This is a genomic window from Novosphingobium sp. 550D, assembly GCF_057401885.1.
In genome coordinates, this window is record NZ_CM171613.1 from 1460791 (window position 1) to 1481689 (window position 20899).

Annotated in this window: 15 protein-coding genes; 4 read left to right on the forward strand and 11 right to left on the reverse strand. The window is 62.4% G+C overall.

Annotation, left to right across the window (positions count from 1 at the left end):
- Positions 1–62 precede the first annotated feature (62 nt).
- From AC2S2E_RS06910 to AC2S2E_RS06925, 4 genes are read right to left on the reverse strand one after another with little or no spacing between them, the layout of a single operon-like run.
- Positions 63–1442, reverse strand: coding sequence for an efflux transporter outer membrane subunit (locus AC2S2E_RS06910; RefSeq protein ID WP_486524245.1), 1380 nt, complete (start codon positions 1440–1442; stop codon positions 63–65).
- Entirely contained in the window at positions 1439–2410 is a 972-nt protein-coding gene (locus AC2S2E_RS06915; RefSeq protein WP_476101348.1) for an HlyD family secretion protein, read from the reverse strand. Before AC2S2E_RS06915 ends, AC2S2E_RS06910 begins: the two co-directional genes overlap by 4 nt.
- On the reverse strand, positions 2407–2640 hold the full coding sequence (locus AC2S2E_RS06920; RefSeq protein WP_486524246.1) for a DUF1656 domain-containing protein: 234 nt from the start codon (positions 2638–2640) through the stop codon (positions 2407–2409). Before AC2S2E_RS06920 ends, AC2S2E_RS06915 begins: the two co-directional genes overlap by 4 nt.
- On the reverse strand, positions 2637–4532 hold the full coding sequence (locus AC2S2E_RS06925; RefSeq protein ID WP_486524247.1) for an FUSC family protein: 1896 nt from the start codon (positions 4530–4532) through the stop codon (positions 2637–2639). Before AC2S2E_RS06925 ends, AC2S2E_RS06920 begins: the two co-directional genes overlap by 4 nt.
- Before the next feature lie 145 nt (positions 4533–4677).
- Between AC2S2E_RS06925 and AC2S2E_RS06930 the strand changes: the two genes are divergently transcribed.
- Together AC2S2E_RS06930 and AC2S2E_RS06935 are read left to right on the forward strand one after the other, a co-directional pair.
- Positions 4678–5562, forward strand: coding sequence for a LysR family transcriptional regulator (locus tag AC2S2E_RS06930; protein WP_476101355.1), 885 nt, complete (start codon positions 4678–4680; stop codon positions 5560–5562).
- Between the two features lie 209 nt (positions 5563–5771).
- The gene (locus AC2S2E_RS06935) at positions 5772–6683 is read left to right on the forward strand and encodes an MlaA family lipoprotein (protein ID WP_476101357.1); all 912 of its coding nucleotides are present in this window, start codon (positions 5772–5774) and stop codon (positions 6681–6683) included.
- 52 nt (positions 6684–6735) lie between these two features.
- Here the strand turns inward: AC2S2E_RS06935 and AC2S2E_RS06940 are convergent, their stop codons facing one another.
- The 4 genes from AC2S2E_RS06940 to AC2S2E_RS06955 are packed head-to-tail and all read right to left on the reverse strand — an operon-like array spanning position 6736 to position 12550.
- Complete coding sequence (locus tag AC2S2E_RS06940; RefSeq protein WP_486524248.1) at positions 6736–7074, reverse strand: P-II family nitrogen regulator; 339 nt, start codon at positions 7072–7074, stop codon at positions 6736–6738.
- Positions 7075–7087: 13 nt separating this feature from the next.
- The gene (locus AC2S2E_RS06945; RefSeq protein WP_486524249.1) at positions 7088–10222 is read right to left on the reverse strand and encodes an efflux RND transporter permease subunit; all 3135 of its coding nucleotides are present in this window, start codon (positions 10220–10222) and stop codon (positions 7088–7090) included.
- The gene (locus tag AC2S2E_RS06950; RefSeq protein WP_486524250.1) at positions 10219–11367 is read right to left on the reverse strand and encodes an efflux RND transporter periplasmic adaptor subunit; all 1149 of its coding nucleotides are present in this window, start codon (positions 11365–11367) and stop codon (positions 10219–10221) included. Before AC2S2E_RS06950 ends, AC2S2E_RS06945 begins: the two co-directional genes overlap by 4 nt.
- Positions 11368–11371: 4 nt before the next feature.
- Positions 11372–12550 carry a TolC family protein gene (locus AC2S2E_RS06955; protein WP_476101365.1) on the reverse strand — a complete coding sequence of 393 codons (1179 nt, stop codon included), beginning with the start codon at positions 12548–12550 and terminating at the stop codon, positions 11372–11374.
- Between the two features lie 314 nt (positions 12551–12864).
- Between AC2S2E_RS06955 and AC2S2E_RS06960 the strand changes: the two genes are divergently transcribed.
- Positions 12865–14208, forward strand: coding sequence for an aminotransferase class V-fold PLP-dependent enzyme (locus AC2S2E_RS06960; RefSeq protein WP_486524251.1), 1344 nt, complete (start codon positions 12865–12867; stop codon positions 14206–14208).
- Here AC2S2E_RS06960 and AC2S2E_RS06965 read toward each other — a convergent pair.
- The 3 genes from AC2S2E_RS06965 to AC2S2E_RS06975 all read right to left on the reverse strand — a co-directional run bounded on the left by AC2S2E_RS06965 (position 14205) and on the right by AC2S2E_RS06975 (position 18258).
- Positions 14205–15587 carry an alkaline phosphatase family protein gene (locus AC2S2E_RS06965; protein WP_486524252.1) on the reverse strand — a complete coding sequence of 461 codons (1383 nt, stop codon included), beginning with the start codon at positions 15585–15587 and terminating at the stop codon, positions 14205–14207. The genes AC2S2E_RS06960 and AC2S2E_RS06965 overlap by 4 nt on opposite strands.
- A complete protein-coding gene (locus tag AC2S2E_RS06970) occupies positions 15587–17854 on the reverse strand; it encodes a TonB-dependent receptor (protein WP_486524253.1) in 2268 nt (755 codons plus the stop codon). The genes AC2S2E_RS06965 and AC2S2E_RS06970 overlap by 1 nt, the downstream gene beginning before the upstream one ends.
- Before the next feature lie 155 nt (positions 17855–18009).
- Complete coding sequence (locus AC2S2E_RS06975) at positions 18010–18258, reverse strand: GlsB/YeaQ/YmgE family stress response membrane protein (RefSeq protein ID WP_476101374.1); 249 nt, start codon at positions 18256–18258, stop codon at positions 18010–18012.
- Between the two features lie 419 nt (positions 18259–18677).
- Between AC2S2E_RS06975 and AC2S2E_RS06980 the strand changes: the two genes are divergently transcribed.
- The gene (locus tag AC2S2E_RS06980) at positions 18678–20675 is read left to right on the forward strand and encodes a ribonucleoside-diphosphate reductase subunit alpha (protein ID WP_476101779.1); all 1998 of its coding nucleotides are present in this window, start codon (positions 18678–18680) and stop codon (positions 20673–20675) included.
- Positions 20676–20899: the final 224 nt, after the last annotated feature.

The following is a 20899-nucleotide window of genomic DNA, read 5'->3' on the forward strand; positions in this document are numbered from 1 at the left end:
TCGACAGTATCGGGATTGCAAAGGGCCCCCGCCCTTTGCCCGCCAGAGGCATCTTTAAATTCTCACCACCCCCCGCCAAGCGCGAGGAACAGGTTGATCTGATCCAGCACCAGCGTTTCCTTGGCAGCCTGCTCACGTTGCGCGGCCAGAAGCGCGGTGTTGCGCCCGCCGATGTCGACTTGGGCTGCTGCCTTCCCGCCCTCGCGCAATCGGCGGAGTTGGTCGGCGGTTTCATCGGCGGCCACGCGGGCCTCGGTCAATGAAACGAGACGGTTGTGGTTTTCGCCATAGGTGCTGATCGCGGTTTGCACCTCGCGCAGGGCGTTGAGCACCTTGCCATCGAACACGGCCAGAGCGCGGGCGGTATCGGCCTTGGCGGCGCGGACCTTGGCGCGGGGGCCGGCGCTGGGGAAATTCCAGCGGATCAGGCCCGCGATGCTCCAGCGGTTGGCGGCGGCCTGTCCCAGATCGGCCAGAAGGCCGGTCGTGCCGCCGGTCAGGCCGATGCCGATCTGCGGATAGAGTTCGGCGGTGGCCACGCCGATGCGCGCCGTTGCGGCGGCCAATTGGCGCTCGGCGGCGCGGATGTCGGGGCGCCGCGCGATCAGGGCCGCGCCATCGCCGGTGGGCAGCGGCTGCGACAATTTGGGCAGGTGGTGACACGCTTCGGCCTCACGCGGGTATTCGTCGGGCGTGCGGCCCATCAGAAAGGCAAGGCGATAGAGCGCCGCGCGCGACTTGATCTTGTCGAGCGGCAGGGCCGCCCGTGCGTCGGCCAGACGGGCCTTGGCGGCGGAAACCTCGATCGCGCTGCCCCGTCCTTCGGCCTGCAACCGTTCGGCAAATTCGACCAGTTTTTCCTGCACCTCGACCGAATGTTCGACGATGGCTTCCATTTCCTGTGCGCCGCAGACCTCGACATAGGACCGCGCAACCTCGGCGGCCAATGTCACCTTGACCGCATCGGCCAGAGCGCCCACGGCGGCTTCATCGGCGCGGGCGGCTTCGGCCCCGCGTTTCAGGCGGCCGAACAGGTCGAACTGATAGCTGACCCCGCCGCCCACCGCGCCAAGGTTCATCACCGGCAGCGGTTCGGTCAGCAGATAGGATTCGCCCGAAAGGCGCGCGCGCTGGGCGGCGGCATCGACGGAGAATTCCGGCTCATTGGCGCCCTCTGCCGCCTCGGTCATCGCGCGGGCACGGCCCAACGATGCCGCCGCCACGCGCAATTCGGTGTTGGCGGCCAAAGCCTGTTCTTCCAGCCGATCCAGCACCGGATCATCATACAGATGCCACCAGCGCGGGGGCAGGGGGGCAAGCTGTGTCATGCCGTCGGCTTGGGACAGCTTGGCCGAAACGGGTTTGGGCGCCTGATAATTGGGGCCCATCACGCAGCCGGAAAGCGCCAGCGCGGTGCAGGCCGTCAGAAGACCCCGCTTCACTTTGCACCATCCCGCGCCAGCGTGACCGAGGCCGTCCGCCCGGCAATCAGGGCGATATCGGCGGGCGGATTGTCCAGCTTGATCCGCACCGGCACGCGCTGGGCCAGACGGACCCAGCTGAACGAAGGGTTGATCGCGGGCAGCATCTTGGAACTGGCCAGGCGATCGTGATCCTCGATGGCTGCGGCCAGCGAGACGACATGGCCCTTCATCGCCTTGCTCTCGCCCATCATGCGGATCGTGGCGGCTTGGCCCACATGGACATGGGGCAATTTGGTTTCCTCAAAATAGCCCTCAACGCGCAGGGATGCCGTGTCGATCAGCGCCATGACCGGGGCGCCCGCGCTGACATAATTGCCCACGCGCAGGTTGAGGTCCGACATATGGCCATCGGTCGGGGCCAGAACCCGCGTGCGCGCCCGGTTGAGCAGCGCCAGATCGCGTGCATCGCGCGCGGCGGTGACGCGGGCCTCGGCTTCGGCCAGCATCGCACTGGCCTCGGCGGCCTTGGCCTGTGCTTCGGCGGCCTTGGACTGGCTCTGTTCGGTGGATTCGGCGGCGACCAATTCGCCCAGCTTCTGGTTGCGGGTCGCGTCGCGGCGGGCCTGTGTCAGAACGACATTGGCGCTCTGGATCGCGGCGCGGGCGCGGGTGACATCGGCTTGCGCGCTCTGCAACTGGCTGTCGGCCTGACGGATGGCCAGATCGAAGCGCGCCGGGTCGATCTGGAACAGGACGTCGCCCTTATGCACGGCCTGATCGTGGGTCACAAACACCTGTGTCACCAATCCGGCCACGTCGGGCGCGACCTGAACCACATCGGCGCGGATGCGGCCATCGCGGGTCCATGGATCGGCCTGATAATAGGTGATCAGCGCCCGCCCCGCCACAAATGCCGCGGCCACCAGCGCGCCAGTGACAGCATAGCGGAGGATCTTTTGGCCGGTGGGTGAAAGCGAGGGAGTCATGACAAAGGTCCGTGCAACAGAGAAGGCACAAGCGGGGGCAGCCACAGCGTGACCAGCGCCCAGACGAGGATGAACATCGCGGTATCAAACAACACCGGATGCCACACAAAACGATAAAAACGGATGGCGATCAGCAAGCGATGCAACAACAGCGCAATCAGCAAAGCGATACAGCCATGCACAGGAGCCGCATCGATATAGATGCCGCCAAGGATATATTCAGCGCTCATGCGGAACCTCCGGCGCGAAAGGCGGGGGCACCCGGAAACAGATTGCGGCGCAGCGCCACCAGCGCGGCGCGCCCCTGTTCCGGTTCTGTGATCAATGTGGCCGAGCTTGCCAGTTGCGGCAAGGGCTGGCTTTGCGTCAAACGCAGCGCGACATCGATGGCGTCCAGCATTTCGGGCGGCGCCTTGACCTCCGCCTTGCTGGACCAGAGTTGCACGCCAAGGCGCAGCAGATTGTCGAGCGCGGCTGACAGGGCCGGCGGCGCGGCGGCGCGCAGGTGCTGGATCTGGACAATGTTCATCGCGATGCGAATGTCGCGCAGGCCCGCTGTCGCCGTGTCGGTTTCCGCGCTCAACCGCTGGGTGATCAACGCCAGTTGGTCCGTGCTGCGACCCAGCGCCGCCAGCGGATCGGGCGGGGTGGTCGCACGCGCCAGCGAGACCAGATTGCGCCGCATCCGCCGCCCCAACCGGGCGATGGCCACATCCTTGCTGATCGTGGTCAGGCCCGCCGTCATCCCGGCGGCCACGATCATTGCCACGAATTGGGCAAGGTTGGTGTTGAGGAAATGCGCGAAATCGGCGGTATAGGTTTCCTGAAGCGCCAGCGTGCTGCAAAAACCCATCATCAGCGCCAGCGAGAACAGACCATAGCGCGGGTTGGGCAACAGGCTGCCAAAAATCAGCAGACAGGGGGAGAGCACCAGCGCAAGTTGAAAGAACCCGTCGATCTGGGGCAGGACATAGAAGAGATAAAAGCCGGCCAGCGGCATGGCCGCCATGGTCGCCGCGCCGAAATTGAGGATCGCGGGCACCGGATTGTCCATGGCCGCAAACAGACAGCAGAACACGCCCGCCATCGCCGCCGCCGACGCGCCATCATTCCAGCCCGACAGGATCCAGATCGCGCAGACCACCACAATGGTCAGCGTCGCCGCCACGCCCGCGATCAGCGCCGAAAGCGGATCGGCATGCAATTCGATCGTGCCCTTCTGCTCGTTTGCCGTCAGGGGCGAGGGGCTTTGCGGATGGGCCAGATGGGCGAGCAGCGAGTCGCATTCGTCGAGCAGCACGCCCGCCTGACGCCGCCGCAATTCATAGCTTTCGCGCAGCAGGCCGTTCCACGCATCATCCCCGTCGCCGATGGCGCGTCGCCGGTCCGCCATGCCCGACAGCACCGGCAGCAACAGCAGGATGCGGCGCAAAAGCGCCTGAACGCTGGACGTTGCCTCGCGCCAATGCGACGTGTCAAAGGGGATATGTGTGGCCAGCAAGGTGCAATCCACCGCATCCACCGCCAATTGCTGACGATCGCGCAGCGATGTGGTCAATTCTGCCCCGGCCAGAATATCGTCATACCACGCCCGCGCATCGGCCAGCCAGCGCTTGAGGCGCGGCTCCAATGCGGTGGCCACCGATTTGGGCCATAACAGGCTGTGCGCCAGTGTGGCGCAGGTGATGCCCAGCACGATTTCGGTGACGCGCGCCACGGCAATGTCAAACACGGCCTCGGGACGGGACACGGCTGGAAAACCAATGATCGCAGCGGTATAGCCCGCCAGCATCAGCATATAGGCCCGCGGCGAACGGTCGAGCAGCGAGATCGCCAGCGTGCCCCCAACCCACAGCGCGAGGGCCAGGCTGAGCAGTTCGGGCCATTCCACCAGCATCGGCACCAGCGCCACCGCCATCGTGGCGCCGCCGCCTGTGCCGATCACGCGATAGATCGCCTTGGACCGGGTTGCGCCCGACAGCGGGCTCGATACGATATAGGCTGTGCTCATCGCCCAGAACGGCATGGGCAGCCCGACGAACAGGCTGATCCACAGCGCCAGAAGCGCGGCAAAAGCAGTCTTTGCGGAATAGGACCAAGCCGACCAGTTGGGAAAGGTCATGGCCGAACGCCGCGAGCAGAAGGGGGCAACAGTTTGATCACTGGGGCGACTCAGAGGGGGGGACACCTGTGCCTTAGGCCCCCTCTCAGTTGCATACCATACAGCAGTCTGGCGTTTAGCCATAAAATTATTTATGGAATGGCTTATGTCGCTCCAACACCTCCGCACTTTTGTCGAAGTCTATCGCCAGCGTTCGATCAGCGGGGCCGCGCGCAGCCTTGGTCTGACGCAACCGGCGGTTTCGCAACATATCGCAGCCCTTGAGGCCGCGATCGAGCGCGACCTGTTCGAGCGGCAACCCAAGGGTGTGATCCCGACCCTGGCCGGTGAGGAATTGGCCGCGAGTCTGGGGGATCGCTTGGATATTGCCGAGGCGGCGCTGGCCGCGGCGCGGGCGCGATCCTCGGATATGACCGGATCGGTGCGGTTGATCGGGCATGGCGATTTCCTTGCCGAGGTGGTGGCGCCGCGCCTGTTGCCGCTGCTCCATTCAGGGCTGCGCATCAGCCTGCATACCGGGGATCGCGAGGCCATTCGTAAAGGTCTGGTCGAGGGCAATTATGATCTGGGTCTTTCGGCCTATAATCTTCAGGATCGCCGTTTGCGCAGCGCGCGCATCCATGAGGAACGCGTTTACGCCGTGGCCGCCCCGCGCGTGGCGGCGCGGATCATGGCCGCGCCCGATCTGCGCCGGGCGTTAATGGCAGAGCCTGTTCTGGCCTATCATCTCGAACGCCCGCTGGTGGAAGATTGGTTGACCGACAACCGCCTGCCCGGTCCCCCGGTCAGCCCCGCCGTGGTGGGACAGGACTTGCGGTGTCTGCGCAGCTTGCTGATGCAGGATTTTGGCTGGTCCGCTTTGCCCGGCTATCTCTGTGCGGATTTGATTGCGCGGGGTGAGTTGGCCGAAATCACCGCGCCTGTGGAACGGCCGGTTCACGCCTATTCGCTGGTGTGGTCGCCTGCTGCTTTGCGGCATCCGCGTGTGGCCTTTGCCAGAAATGCGTTAATGGCCGGCGGATTTCCCTAAACGGCACATTTACCAACCGCTTTGTCGCAAAATGTCGTAATTTCCACTAGGCAGCCCGTCTCCTGTGCTTAAAAGGGGTTGGGCAATGGCGGGGGCCTGAGCTGGGGGTTTTTTGAATGTGGGGAAAGACCGGATTCGGTCGCAGGGCTGGGAATAAGGGGCTGACCGGAGGGCTGGCGCTGGTTTGCGCTTTGGCGGCAACACCGGCTATGGCGCAAAGTGTGGAGCAGGCCTCTTCCTTCTCGCCTGATCAAGCTGTTACGGTGGATCAGGGCGCGTCGATGGTCGGCGCGGCGGTGGCGGATGGGCCGATCATCGACACGACCGGCGTTGCGAGTGCGATGAATGGCGCGATGAATGGCGCGGATGATAGCGCGCTTGCGCCCCAGGACCATGCCGCATCCAATGCACCGTCGCGCAATGGCGCGCACCATGAGGAAGAGCCGGGGATCGTGGTGTCCTCGCGTCCCCTGGCGCCCGACCCGGCCAGGGCGATCAACATGGCCTCCTTTGCCGTGACGCAGGCGCTCGACAGTGCGGTGCTTGAACCTTTTTCCAAAGGGTATGAGGCGGTCGTGCCTTCGCCTGTGCGCGATGGCATTCACAATGTGCTTTATAACCTGCGCGAACCGGTGATTGCCGCCAATTATCTGATGCAGCACAAGATCGGCAAGACGGGCGAAACCATCGCCCGCTTTGTTATCAATTCGACCATTGGTTTGGCCGGTATCTTTGATATGGCCAAGCGCAAGCCGTTCAAGCTTGGCTATCATGAGAATGGCTTTGCCGACACGCTGGGTTTTTATGGCGTGGGTAACGGGCCGTATATCTTTATGCCCTTGTTCGGTTCAACGACCTTGCGCGACCTTGCGGGGCGGATTGTGGACCGCGCGGCATTGCCCACCGCGATTGGCGGCAATGTGATCCCCGCAGCGGCTCTGGTGCCGATGATTGTGCTTGGCATCGTTGACCGCCGGTTGGTCAACAAGGATCGGATCAAGCAGGAACGCGAGGCGGCAGACCCCTATACGACCACGCGTGACAATTATCTGCGCCGCCGGGCCAAGCGTATCGAGGAATTGCGCCACCCCAATGGGACGGAAACGCCGCCGGAAGAATAAAAAAGGGGGCCGCATTTGCGCCCCCTTTTCCTTTTGACCATCCGCTGCGGGATCAGCCTTCGTCCGCCGCGGCGATGAACAGGCATTGTTCAACCCGCGTGGTCCAGATCAACCCGTCGCCCTGACGCGCGGTGCGGGTGGTCTGGCGGATCGTGTCGTAGATCGGCTTGGCGTTGGCTTCATCCACGACGATATAGACCATGGATTTGGGCGAGAAATCGACCAGATCCTGTTTGATCGTCCATGGGTTGTTGCCCAATTTTCCGCTGCCGCTGCACCCTTCGACCTTGGCCACGGTCATGCCGGGAAATTCGGGCAAAAGGCGCAGGGCCGCGCGCAGCATCTCGACCCTGCTGGGGCGCACCACGGCGCGGATTTCAATCATGGCCATCGCGAATTCTCCCTCAGGCTTCCACGCGTTCAACGTCAAAGAAGCGATAGATGGTGGGCAGCACCACCAGCGTCAGCACGGTCGAGGTGATCAGCCCCCCGATTACCACAATGGCCAGCGGCTTTTGCACTTCCGACCCCGGCCCGGTGGCGAACAGGAAGGGGATAAGGCCCAAAAGCGCCACCGTTGCCGTCATCATCACCGGGCGAAAACGCAGGGTTGCCCCCTGAACCACCGCCTCGCGCACTGATTTGCCCTCGTCACGCAGGTTGCGGATATAGGAGACCAGCACCACGCCATTGAGCACCGCAATGCCCCAGAGCGCGATAAAGCCTACCGAGGCTGGCACCGACAGATATTCCCCCGTCACCGCCAGCCCCACGATCCCGCCGATCGATGCAAAGGGCAGCACCAGAATGATGAGCGAGGCCAGACGCAGCGAGTTGAACAGGACAAACAACAGGAAGAAGATCGCCGCCACCGTGATCGGCACGATGATCATCAAATGGCCCAGTGCGCGTTCCATGTTCTGGAACTGGCCGCCCCATTCGAGGTAATAGCCTTCGGGCAGCTTGATCTGCGCATCGACCTTCTGCTGCAACTCGGCCACGAAACCGCCAAGGTCGCGGCCCTTGACGTTCATGCCGATGACGATGCGGCGCTTGCCCATTTCGCGGCTGATCTGGGCCGGGCCGTCCGACACGATGACATTGGCAACGTCGGCAAGCCGCGCCTGCGCCCCGCCCGGCGAGGTAATCAGCAGGTTCGAGATCGCATCAATATTGTTGCGATAGGCTTCGGGCAGGCGGACGATGCCGGGGAAACGGCGCTCGCCTTCGAACACTTCGGTCGCCACCTTGCCGCCCACCGCCGTTTCGAGCAGGTCATTCACATCGGCCACGTTCAGGCCAAAGCGGGCCAGCGCCGCACGGTCGATTTCGATCGAGAGATATTGCTGGCCGCTGACCTTTTCGATGCGAAGATCCTCGGCGCCCTGAAGCGATTGACCCACGCGGGCGATGTCTTCGGCCACGCGCTTCAATTCGTCCATGTCATCGCCGAACACCTTGACCGCGATGTCCGAACGCACGCCGGTCACCATTTCGTCCACACGGTCGGAAATGGGCTGGGCCATGACGATCTGTACACCGGGAAGCTGTTTCAGCTTTTCACGCATCGCATCGGCAATGTCGTCCTGATTCCATCCCTTGGGCCATTCATCGCGCGGTTTCAGGCTGACGATGGGGGTGGATTCGTTCGGCCCCTGCGGGTCGGCCGGGCTTTCGCCGCGACCCACGCCCGAAACGGCCGATTTGACGCCGGGCACCTGCATGACAAGGCGCATGCCCTCCATTTCAATCTTGATCGATTCATCGAGCGAGATGTTGGGCACGCGGTTGATGCCGGGCACGACCGACCCTTCCTTCATTTCGGGAATGAAGGCCGTGCCAAGGAAGGGCAGGATTGCCAGCGTCGCCAGAAACCCTCCCACGGCCAGCGTGATCGTGCGCTTTTCATGACCCAGCGCCCAATGCAGCATCCGCAGGTAATATTTCTTCATCACCTTGATGACGCGGGTGTCGTGGTCCTCTTCGTCGCCACCATGGCCATCGCCATGGGCCTTGGGCGCCTTGAGCAGATAGGAAGACAGCACCGGCGTCACGGTCAGCGACAGCACCAGCGAAATTGCCAGCGCAATCGCGATCGTATAGGCCAGAGGCGCAAACATCTTGCCCTCCATCCCCTGCAACGTCATCAGCGGCAGGAAGACGAGGATGATGATCCCCACGCCAAAGATCACGGGCGTTGCCACCTCGACCACGGCGCGCAGGATGATGCGGACCTTGCTCTCGCCTGTATTGCGCGCACGGCCCAACAGGAGGAAGGCGTTTTCCACCACCACCACCGAACCGTCGACCATCAGACCGATGGCAATGGCCAGCCCCCCCAGCGACATGAGATTGGCCGATATGCCCAGATAGTTCATGCAGATGAACGTCAACAGCGGCGTCAGCACCAGCGTAGAGACCACGATCACCGAAGATCGCACGTCGCCAAGGAAGACGAAGAGCACGATCACCACCAGCACGATGCCTTCCATCAACACCTTGACCACGGTGTGGATGGCCGCATCGACCAGTTCGGAACGGTCGTAATAGGGCACGATCCGCAGATCATCGGGCAACATGCCCTTGCTGTTGATCTGTTCGACGCGTTCCTTGATCTTGGTAACGATGGCCTTGGCATTGCCGCCCGCCATCATCAGCGCGATGCCGCCGACGCTTTCGGTGACGCCATTCTTGATGAGCGCCCCGTCACGCACGCCCGGACCGATCTTCACCTCGGCCACATCGCGCAGGTAAACGGGCGTTGCCGCGCTTTCGCGGATGACGATGGAGCCAAGGTCGTCGACGCTTTTGACCAGACCCACGCCGCGGATCAGATATTGTTCGGCATATTGCGGCAAGACGCCGCCGCCCGCATTGGCATTGTTGCGCGCCACGGCCTGATAGACCTCGGCCACGCTGACATTATAGTGGCGCAGTTGGTCGGGGTTCACCAAAACCTGATATTGCTTGGCAAAGCCGCCCTGCGAATTGATTTCCGCAACGCCCGGAATCGAGCGCAGCAGCGGACGCACCCCCCAGTCCTGAATGGTTCGGCGCTTGGTCAACTCCTCCTGGCTCAACACCGCGTTGCCGTCGCCCGGCTTGTCCAGCGTATATTGATAGACCTCGCCCAGACCCGTTGAGACCGGGCCAAGCACCGGGGCAATGCCCGGCTGCATCTTGGAACTGACCTCGATCAGGCGTTCCATCACCAATTGGCGCGCGAAATAAACGTTGGTCTTGTCGGTGAACACCAAAGTGATGAGCGAAAGGTTCGGCTTATTGAGCGAACGCATTTCCTCAAGTCCGGGCAGGCCCGTCATCGCCACCTCGATGGGGACGGTGGCCATGCGTTCGACCTCTTCCGGGCTGCGACCCTGCGCTTCGGTGGCGATCTGCACCTGAACGTTGGTCACATCGGGAAAGGCGTCAATCGACAGATTGTTGGCCGCGTTCAGGCCAAAGCCCAAAAGCACCGCGGCCACCACAATCACGATCAGGCGCTGTTGCAGCGCCGCGCGTATCAGAGACTGGATCATTGGCCTTCCAGCGCCTGTCGGTTGCGTTCATTGTTGAGGTGGAATGCGCCGTCAATGACGATGCGTTCACCCGGCTTTACGCCGGAAATCACCACCCGCTTGCCCCCCATGTCATCGCCCAGCGAGACCGGGCGGATGCGGAATTTGTTGGGTGCGGTTTCGACAAAGATGTGGTCCTTGTTGTTTTCACGCACGATGGCGGCATTGGGCACCACGGGGCGGCTTTCCGGCGCGGCGGTCACCAGCATGGTGGCCAGCATTTGCGGCTTGAGCTGTCCGTCGCGATTGTCCAGTTCGGTGCGCAGGACGACCGTGCGGGTCTTGGGGTCGACCACCTGGCCGACATAGACCAGCTTGCTCTCACGCTTGGCCCCGCCCAGCGCCGGGATTTCCAGCGCCACGGTCTGGCCTTGCTTGACAAAACGCACCTGCTGTTCGGGCACCAGCGCGGTGGCCCACAGCTTGCCCAGATCGGCCACGACAAACAAAGCGTCGGCGGGCTGCACCACTTGGCCCAGCGCCAGATTGCGTTCGACCACCACGCCGTTCATCGTCGAGAGGATCGGGGTGGAGGAAGAAATCACCCCCTGACCGCCCAATTGCCCCAAGGCCGATGCCGATACGCCCAGAAGGCGGAGTTGGTCGGCGGCGGCGCGCATTTCCGCGTGCGAAATATTGGCCTCGCTCTGGCGGCGCTGAAGTTCGGCGGCGGCGATGACATCGGCGGCGTAAAGCTGCTGCGCACGCTCGGCCGCGCGGCGGTTCAGCTCATATTGCGACCGCGCCCGCAGATAGGCGAGCTGCTGCGTTGAAAGGTCCGAACTGTTGATCCGGCCCAGAACCGTGCCGCGCCCGACATTCTGGCCGATATTGGCGGCAATGTCGGTGACGCGGCCCGTAACGGTCGCGCCGATGCGCGCCACGCGGTTTTCGTCAAAGGTAATCTGGCCCGCGACGCGCAACGTGTCGGACACTGGCTCCACGCCGACGGGGGCGATTTTGATGCGGCCCTGCATATTGGCGCCGGCGACAACGGTTTCGGGGTCGATCTTGGGCTTGGCGGCTTTTTCATCATCGCCGCATGCCGAAAGAGCCAAAGGAAGCGCCAGAGAGAGAACCAGCGCCGAAAGGGGGATTTTTTTCATGGGTTTATCTCTGCGCAAGATTGGAGCTGAGCCGCTGGATCTCGACCAGCGCGACGGCCAGGTCGTAACGGCTGTTAATAAGATCGGCGCGGGCCGCGCGGAAAACGCGCTGGGCGTCCAGAACGTCGATCAACCCGCGCTCGCCAAAGCGATAGGCGGCCTCGGCGATCTTGAGCGCGGATTGCGCCTGTGACACCACGCCGCCTTCCAGCGCGGCCACGGTGTTCTGGGCAATTTCGTACTGCTTATAGGCGATCACCAATTCCTGACGCACCGCATATTCGCGTGCCTCAAGACCATAGGTTGATTTCGACAATTGCGCCTCGGCCGCCGCGACCGGCCCCTTGCGGCGGTCCCAGATCGGCACGGTGACGCTGACGCCAAAGCGGGTCTGGTCCTGTTCGGCATCCCCGCTGCGTTCGGCGCGCAGCGAGACCTGCGGCAAACGCTGGGCCTCCTCGGTGCGCAGGCGATAGCGGGCCTGTTCCTTTTGCGCGCGGGCCTGAACCAGTTCCGGGTTGGTCAACGCGACCTGCTCGACCAGCTCGTCAAAGGCGGGCAATTTGGGCAGGGCCTGCAAACGCCCCGACACCTTGAAATTTTCCGGCAGGGCGGGGCCGACCAACATGCGCAATTGCGACCGCGCCTGCTGCACCCGCAAGGCCGCCGCCGCCGCCGTCTTTTGCACGTTCAGCAATTCGGCCTCGGTACGGATCGCTTCGAACTTGGCGGTTTCGCCCTGCTTGACGCTAAACGCCACCTTTTGCTGAACCGAACGGACAATGCCGACATCTTCTTCGGCCACCACCTGTTCGGCGGTGCGGCGCAGCACATCGTAATAGGCCATGCGCAGATTGGCGAGCCAGTTGGTCACCTGGCCTGCAAAGCCCGCCTCGCTGGCGGCAAGGCCAGCGCGTGCGGCCTCGATACGCGGCGTGCGCGAAAAGGGCAGGTCGAGCGGCTGGGTCAAACTATAGCTGGTCGCATTGCCGGAAATCCCGCTGGCCACAGGCTTATACCGCATGGGGCCGGTCATGAATTCAACCGTGGGGTTGGGCAGGGCGCGCGCTGTACTCACCTCGCTGCGGGCAATGGCAACATCACGCTGCGCTGCTTGCAATGCAGGATTGGTGTCCTGAGCCAGTCGCTCAAGACTTTCCAGAGTATAGCTTTCCTGTGCCATAACATTGCTGCTGCTCAGCAAAAAAGGCACCAGAATATGGTGTAATCGCATCAGTAATGGAACTCCGCGAGGGCTTATTCCCGTATCGTTTGAACCCTCCCGACGAACGACGGACTATTCTTATGTTATATCGTAGCCGTGCCGGGGCGTATGGGAAAGCGTGGGGGGCGGCAAATAAAAATCCAATAAATGCGCCTGATTCTGCCCTTTGTGACGGGTTTGTGTCGGGCAATCGTCATATTGCTGCGTCAATTGGCGTATGGATCGCACGGGCCGGTCGGGGTTCAAGCGCCTATCTTGGGAGACAATGTATCGTGGACCTGCCTGCTGATCGCCGCCAATTCCTGATGGGGGCCGCAATGGGGGCGCCTGGTCTTCTGGCCGCACAGGCGCATGGGGCACCGCTGGCCTCAACGGGCCTGCCGATGATCGGGGCTGCGGCGGCGCTTGGCGACAAGCCATTGGCGCCCGGATCGATCGCGATTGCCGATTTGCCGCGCCACTATGATGTCGAACCGGGCGTGCATAATCTGGAAAACGGATATTGGGGCATCATGCCCCGCGTCGTGGCGCAGGAATATGTCAACCAGACGCTATATGTGAACAGGATGAATGCGATCTGGGCGCGCAATGTTCTGCCCGGCGGGGCCTGTCTTGCCGCCGGCGGGCGTGAGGCACGTGAGGCCATCGCGCGTCAGGTCGGTTGTCTGCCCGAGGAAATTGCCATCACCGCGTCGGGGGCCCATGCGCTCGAAACGCTGATCGTCAATTACAAGCCGTTGAAGGCGGGCGATGCGGTTATCTGTTGCGATCTGGATTATGACGCGATGATTGCCTCGATGGAATGGCTGGGCAAAAACCGGGGTGTCGAGGTGGTCAAATTCGCCATGCCCGAACCGGCGACAACGGCCAATATTCTGGCCGCCTATGACGATGTGCTCAAACGCACGCCCCATGCGAAACTCATGCTGGTGACGCAGATTTCCAATCGTACCGGATTGGTCACACCGGCACGCGAAATCGTCGCGATGGCGCGGGCGCGGGGCGTGGATACGGTGGTGGATGCGGCCCATGCCATCGCCTGCCTTAATTCGTTTCTGCCGGATCTGGGCGCTGATTTCGTGGGGTGGAGCGTGCATAAATGGACCAGCGCGCCGCTGGGCCTTGGCGCGATGTATATTCGTAAGGAACGCCTTGGCGACATTGCCATGGCCGACGACGTGCGCGACCCCGACCCGTCCCAGATCAGCACCCGCGTTCCCGCCGGCACGGTCAATTTCGCCGCCGTCCTGTCGATCCCAAAGGCGGTGGAGTTCCATTTTGCCGTCGGTGCGGCCGCCAAGGAGGCGCATTTACGCAGCCTTCGCAACCGCTGGGTTCACGCGGTGGCGGATTTGCCCAATGTCGAAATCTGCGTTCCCGACGATCCGGCGCGATACTGCACCATCACCAGTTTCCGCCTGAAAGGCATGGACACCGCCGCCAAAGCCCAAGCGGTGCAGGCGCGCCTTTTCGAAAAATACCGCGTCCACACCGTTTGGCGCAGCGGCGTGGCCAAGGCGCCGGTGATCCGCGTAACGCCCGGCCTTTACACCACCGCGCAGGATGTCGACGCGCTGGCCAAGGCCCTGCGCGCCGAACATGCCATGTTGGTTTAGAACGTGATTGCTGGGGCCTGCGCCTTGTCCAGCCTTGCCCCCATCACTTTGGCCAAAGTGGGTGCAATCGCGCGCATGTCGATCTCGCCCAGATCGCGGCCCTTCGGAATTCCGGGGCCGGTGATGATGAAGGTCGAACGCATGCGCGGATCGGCGGGGAAGAACCCGTGCATCCCCTTGGTGGGCGGGACAAAGCGCAAGGGCGCCGCCGCCGCGATATAGCCCGTCGCCAACATCGGCGGGGCAAGGTTGAGATAGAAGCTGGCCTGCGTATTGCCGCCCGCCTTGGCAATGGCGTCGCCTTCGAGCAGGTCGGTGATACGATTGGCCGGATCGGCTTTCAACGCGGTCAGAATGTCGCGAACCTTGGCTTTGAGCGCGGCATCGTCGGGCCGCGCCAGAATGACCGCCACCGATCCGCCCGAGGCCCATGCCACCGCGTCCCAGCTTTCAATCTTTTGCCGTCCCAGCGGATCGGGCGCGGACAGGCGGATCAGGCCCGCATCGATCAATGCGCGGCTGAGGTTGAAGGCATTGTCCACCTCGGCAAAGCCATGGTCGGACACCAGCGCGATCACGGCATCGGGATGCGCCCTGTGCTCGGCCGCCACCAGATTGGCGACAATGGCGTCAATGCTTTCCAGAACGGCATGGCTGGCCGCGCTGCCCGGCGCGGTTTCGTGCTGGGTATGGTCCAGAGCGGTCAGATAGACCGTCATGAAATCGGGGTGATGGGCCGCGATCATCCGCGCGGCAAAACGCCCACGGATCTGATCGGCGGGCAGGTCTTCGGCCTTGCCCGCGGCATAGGGGCCTTCCTTGGCCTCAAGTTCCGGCAACAGGCCCGGCGTGGAGAGCGCCGCCAGCAGTTTGGCATCATCGGCATGACCTGTGCGCCAGATCTGGGGCAGGTTCCAGCGGATATCCGCGCCCACGCTGACCGGCCAATGGACATTGCCGGTGGAAAGGCCGCGCGCCTTGGCCGCATCCCAAAGGGTGGGCACCTTGATGTCGCGGGCATACCAGTACCAGCCGTCCTGGTTGATGGCGGTGGGGTCAAAGGTGACATTGTTGAACACGCCGTGGCGCGCCGGATCAACGCCGGTAATCAACGTCGTATGGCTGGGAAAGGTCAGCGTGGGCAACACGCCCACCACCCCGCTGGCATGGGCGCCATCGGCCACCAGAGCGCGCAGGGCGGGCACTTTAAGCCCCCGCTTCTCTGCCTCCAGCACGTCGCCGGGGCGCAATCCGTCGATCGAGATCAGCAGCACCGGATGATGCGGCGGGGCCTTGGCGACGGGTTTTGCCGCCACCGTGGCGGCGGGGATCGACCCCGCCGCCAGCAACAGACCCAATATGAGTGATTTCATGCCCATCAGAACCCCGCCTTGATCGTGCCGAACACCGCGCGCGGCGCGCCAACCATCAGCGTCTGGGCATCGCCAGAGAAGCCGAAGCCATTGGTGCCCATGGTCGAAACATATTTCACATCGAACAGGTTGGTCGCATTGACCTGCAATTCGATCGGACGATCCGAGAAGGGCGTCTTGACGCGATAACCAAGGCTGGCATCGACCAGAGTGCGCCCGCCGATATATTGATCGTTGGTATAGGTGAAATAACGTTTCGACATGTAATTGACCGCCACACGCCCGAAGATCACCTTGTTATCATAGGCCAGTTCGGCGCGGGCTAGGTGCTTTGGCGCATCGACAGTCGTCTTGCCCGCGATGCGATAGGTGCCGATGTCGTTGCGATAGGTGCTGTCATTATAGGCATAGGACAGGGTGCTTGAAAAACCATGGCCAAGGCGCGCATTGATTAGCGCCTCGATGCCCGCCGAACGCACGCCGCCCACGTTGGAGAGCAGGTTGGCCGAACCCACGATCCCGGCGGCGGTGGGGATCACCAGCAGGCGGTTGTGGAAATTGGTCAGATACGCGCCCAACGTGGCGTTGATGCGCGCGTCGGCGTAACGATAGCCAACCTCATACGTGTCCGAGCTTTCGGGCTTCAGGCTGCCCTTGACCGCATCGAACCCGGCCTGCGAGGCGGAGAAAGGCCCGCTGGTGGTGGCGGATTGATAGGCGCGGGTGGATTGGGCGAAACCGGCATAGAGTTCGCCATTGCCGCCCAGCTTATAGGACGCGCCGACCGTGGGCTGGAACCAGTCGATGGCCGAGATGCGGCCCGATGCGCGGCCACCGGCCACCACGGGGCTGGCCTTGTTGATGGTGGCAAAACCCTTCCAGCCAAGGTTGATCGTCAGATCGCCATATTTCACCGTGTCGGCCACATGATATTGCAGCGTGTCGGTGGCGAAATTCAATTCCCATTGCGTGGCAAACGGGTTGGTCGGCCAATCGAGCAGGCCCTGACCAGGATTGGTGCGGCTGGCGACCGCATAATAGCGGCGGGCCTGATTAAAGGCATTGTGTTCCCACCAACCGCCGAGCGTCAGCTTATGCGCGCCCACTTCGCCATCGATATGGCCGAAAATACCGCCGCGCTTGATCGCATATTCGGTGGTGCGCAGCGAAAGCGGGATGCCGTTGGGGCTGTTGACATAGGGCGTCCACCAAAGGCCGCGGCCCTTGTTGTCGTGATAATAGGCCTTGATCTCGCCGCTGAACTTTTCGCTGAACTGTGTCTTGGCGCCGATCCAGCCGAGGAAGTCCTTGCGCAGGCCGCCACCCGAATAATAGGCGTCGTCAGCGTTGGCGAAGGGCGCAGGCCATGCCGTGCCCGCCGAGGGGTTGGTGGCCACCGCGCCCGAATAGCCATTGTTGGCCGCCACATCGGCGACCTTGACCGCCAGCGCGTAATTGTTCGAGATATTGTCCCAGTTATAGCCAAGGCGGCCCAGCATTTCGAGGCTGAGATCCTGATAATCGACCTCGGCGCGGTCGGAGTAGGAGCCATAGGCCGACAGCTGCGTCGCGCCCACCTTGCCCACGATCTTGGCGTTGACCAGCGTCTGGCGCTGCTGGCCATAGCCTTTCCACTTGGACGTTTCGTGGTGGTCAACCGCGATATAGCCGCGCAGATCGCCATTGGCGCTGGCCGCATTCACCCGGCCATAGGTGCGCCACATGTTGAAGCTGCCATAGGAGGCGGCGGCGTCGAGGGCAAAATGGTCGAGCGGATCAAGGCTGGCAAATTCGATCGTGCCGCCAAGATTGTTGGTCGCCTGTGTGCCCAGAGCGCCTGCGCCCTGCGTCACGCGGGTGGCGCCGATATTGTCGGTGATGATGGCGCGGCTGATGTGCAACCCGTTGAGATTGCCATAGGACGCATCGCCCAGCGGCACGCCGTCGAGGGTGAAGCCCAACTGGTTCTGGTTAAACCCGCGGATCGAGACGCGCGTGGCCCATTCATAGGCGCCAAACGGATCGGCGCTCTGGAAATTGACGCTGGGCAGGTTTTCGATGGCTTTCAAGGGGCTGGTGCCGGGGGCCAGTACGGCCAGATCCTTGATGGTCAGGGTCTGGGCCTGACGGACGGCGCCCTGGCCGACAACGACGATGGCATCGGCTTCACCGGCATCGGTGGCGGGCGCTTCGGCGGCCACTTCGGCGGCATGGGCAAAACCGGCCGGGCAAAGCGCGCTGGCGGCAAGCAGGATAGGCAGGAATTTGGACATTTTGACCCCCGATGCATGAGCTTGAACGGGGGCGGCCTAGGGGCGGCCTGTTACTGTGTGGTGGCGGAATGGAGGCAGTTGCGTGACGTTTAGGTTAAGGTTTCAAGACGTTGCTTATTTGCATCAGTGTCAGTTTCGCGCGTGGACCGGGCTGTTCAATGCCAGCCAAGGTGGCGGCCGATGAAGATCAAAGCCATCGCGCCGACCACCGATGCGATAAATCCGGCAGGGCGGGCAGGGCGCCCCACATCACCGCGATTGACCACCAGATCGGCCAGCAGCGAACCCCCGATTCCCAGCAGAATCGTCATCCACCACCCCATCGGCACCGAACCCAGGTAGAAGAACCGGGCCACCAGACCCACAAAGAGCCCGGAAAATAGCGCGCCAATCATGCGGAACATCGGTTTTCTCCCATAGATGCCGGGTGTGGTGCGAGATTAGTACACCCGGGCGAATCCTGAAAGCAGATGTGGAGAACTTTTTTCCAAAAATGGTAATTTGACGCTTGCATGACAGCGCAGTGCCCGGTTTCCGGCGCGTCGCTGGCCATGACCGGGGCAATCGCCAATCGCGGCAAATTGCACCTTTCCTCTTGCGTATGTTTCCGCCTTTGAGGCACAACCTGTGGTGGCCGGACAAGGGCGCCGACCTCTATCCCTAGTTATTGGCCACCTGAGGCGGAAAAGCCTTGGTGTGGGCTGATTCTGTGGAAAAGAGCAGCGCCCCATGCGCCGCCATGACCAGTTTCAACACCATGAAGGGGCAGAACGTGGATTTCAGAAGCGGGGATGAGCGAGCCGATCTTTCGCAATCGCCACTGATGGGCGCAGATGACGCCGCCGTTCTGACCGATAACAAGGAGGCGGGCAAAAGCCCGGCTATGCCCATGAATGACAAGACCGATATGGCAACCGCTGATTTGCTGACGGCCGAGCGTGCGATGGGCGATCTGCTCAGCGTGGCGGCGGCGGCGGCTTCTTCGCCCAAGCAGCCCGAAGACACCAAGCGCGTCGATGTGCGCCGCTTTGAAATCAAGACCGATCCTTCGCGCGATGCGCTGCTGACCGATTTCGGCAAGGAAACGCTCGACGACCGTTACCTGCTGCCCAACGAAACCTATCAGGATCTGTTCGCGCGCGTGGCGGCGGCCTATGCCGATGATGCCGAACATGCCCAGCGGATCTATGACTATATTTCCAAGCTGTGGTTCATGCCCGCAACGCCGGTGCTGTCGAACGGCGGCACGGGGCGCGGTCTGCCGATCTCGTGCTATCTGAACACGGTTGAGGACAGCCTTGACGGCATCGTTTCGACCTGGACCGAAAACGTCTGGCTCGCCTCGCGCGGGGGCGGCATCGGCACCTATTGGGGCAAGGTGCGCGGGATTGGCGAACAGGTCGGCCTGAACGGCAAGACCAGCGGGATCATCCCCTTCGTTCGCGTGATGGATTCGCTGACTCTGGCGATTTCGCAAGGGTCGCTGCGCCGTGGTTCGGCGGCGGCCTATCTCGATGTCAGCCACCCGGAAATCGAGGAATTCCTTGAAATCCGCAAGACGTCGGGCGACTTCAACCGCAAGGCCTTGAACCTGCACCACGGCGTGCTGCTGACCGATGATTTCATGCAGGCAGTGCGTGACGGGCGCGAATTCGAACTGAAATCGCCCAAGGACGGCAGTGTTCGCGGCAAGGTCGATGCGCGCAGCCTGTTCCAGAAGCTGGTCGAAGTGCGTCTGGCCACGGGTGAACCCTATCTGGTGTTCTCCGACACGGTGAACCGCATGATGCCCAAGCATCACCGCGATCTGGGGCTCAAGGTTTACACCTCGAACCTGTGCAGCGAAATCACCCTGCCCACGGGTAAGGACCACCTTGGCAATGACCGCACGGCGGTGTGCTGCCTGTCCTCGCTCAACCTGGAAACCTGGGACGAGTGGAACGGCGACAAGCGTTTCATCGAGGACGTGCTGCGTTTCCTCGACAATGTGCTTCAGGACTATATCGACCGCGCGCCTTCCGAAATGGCCCGCGCCAAGTACTCGGCAAGCCGCGAGCGCAGCGTCGGCATGGGCGTGATGGGCTACCACTCCTTCCTGCAAAAGAAGGGCATCGCCTTTGAAAGCGCGATGGCCAAGGCGTGGAACCTGAAGATGTTCAAGCACATCTCGGCCAAGGCGGACGAGGCGAGCATCCTGTTGGCGCAGGAACGCGGCGCATGCCCCGATGCCGCCGACATGGGCGTGATGCAGCGTTTCTCGTGCAAGATGGCGATCGCGCCGACCGCTTCGATCTCGATCATCTGCGGCGGCACCAGCGCTTGTATCGAACCGATCCCGGCGAACATCTATACCCACAAGACGCTGTCGGGTTCGTTCGTGGTCAAGAACCCCTATCTGCAAAAGCTGCTGGCCGAAAAGAGTAAGGATTCCACCAATGTGTGGAACTCGATCCTTGAACATGGCGGCTCGGTTCAGCATCTCGACTTCCTCTCGGCGGACGAGAAGGCGACCTACAAGACGTCGTTCGAAATCGATCAGCGCTGGTTGCTCGAATTTGCCGCCGATCGCACGCCCTATATCGATCAGGCCCAGTCGCTGAACCTCTATATCCCGGCCGACGTGGACAAGTGGGACCTGATGATGCTGCACTATCAGGCGTGGGAAAAGGGCATCAAGTCGCTCTATTATCTGCGCTCCAAGTCGGTGCAGCGCGCTGGTTTCGCCGGCGGGGTTGAGGCGGATAACACCTCGGCGGCCCCCCGGATCGAATTGGAGGCCAAGGGCGAGACCGACTATGAGGAATGTCTGGCCTGTCAGTGATTTTCGTAGGTTTTGATGCCTCCGGCGGGCAAAGGGCGGGGGCCCTTTGCAATCCCGATTTGGGGGTGGCGTGCGGTCCGTAGCGATGTGGATTGCATGATGGATTGAAAGCCTGCGGCGCTTTGGATGGGCGTCGCAGGCTTTGTTCATTCATCCGATACCCATCGGTCGGACCCATGACGCCACGCGGACAGTAAAGGGAGCGCGAGGGGCTAGACCCTCGC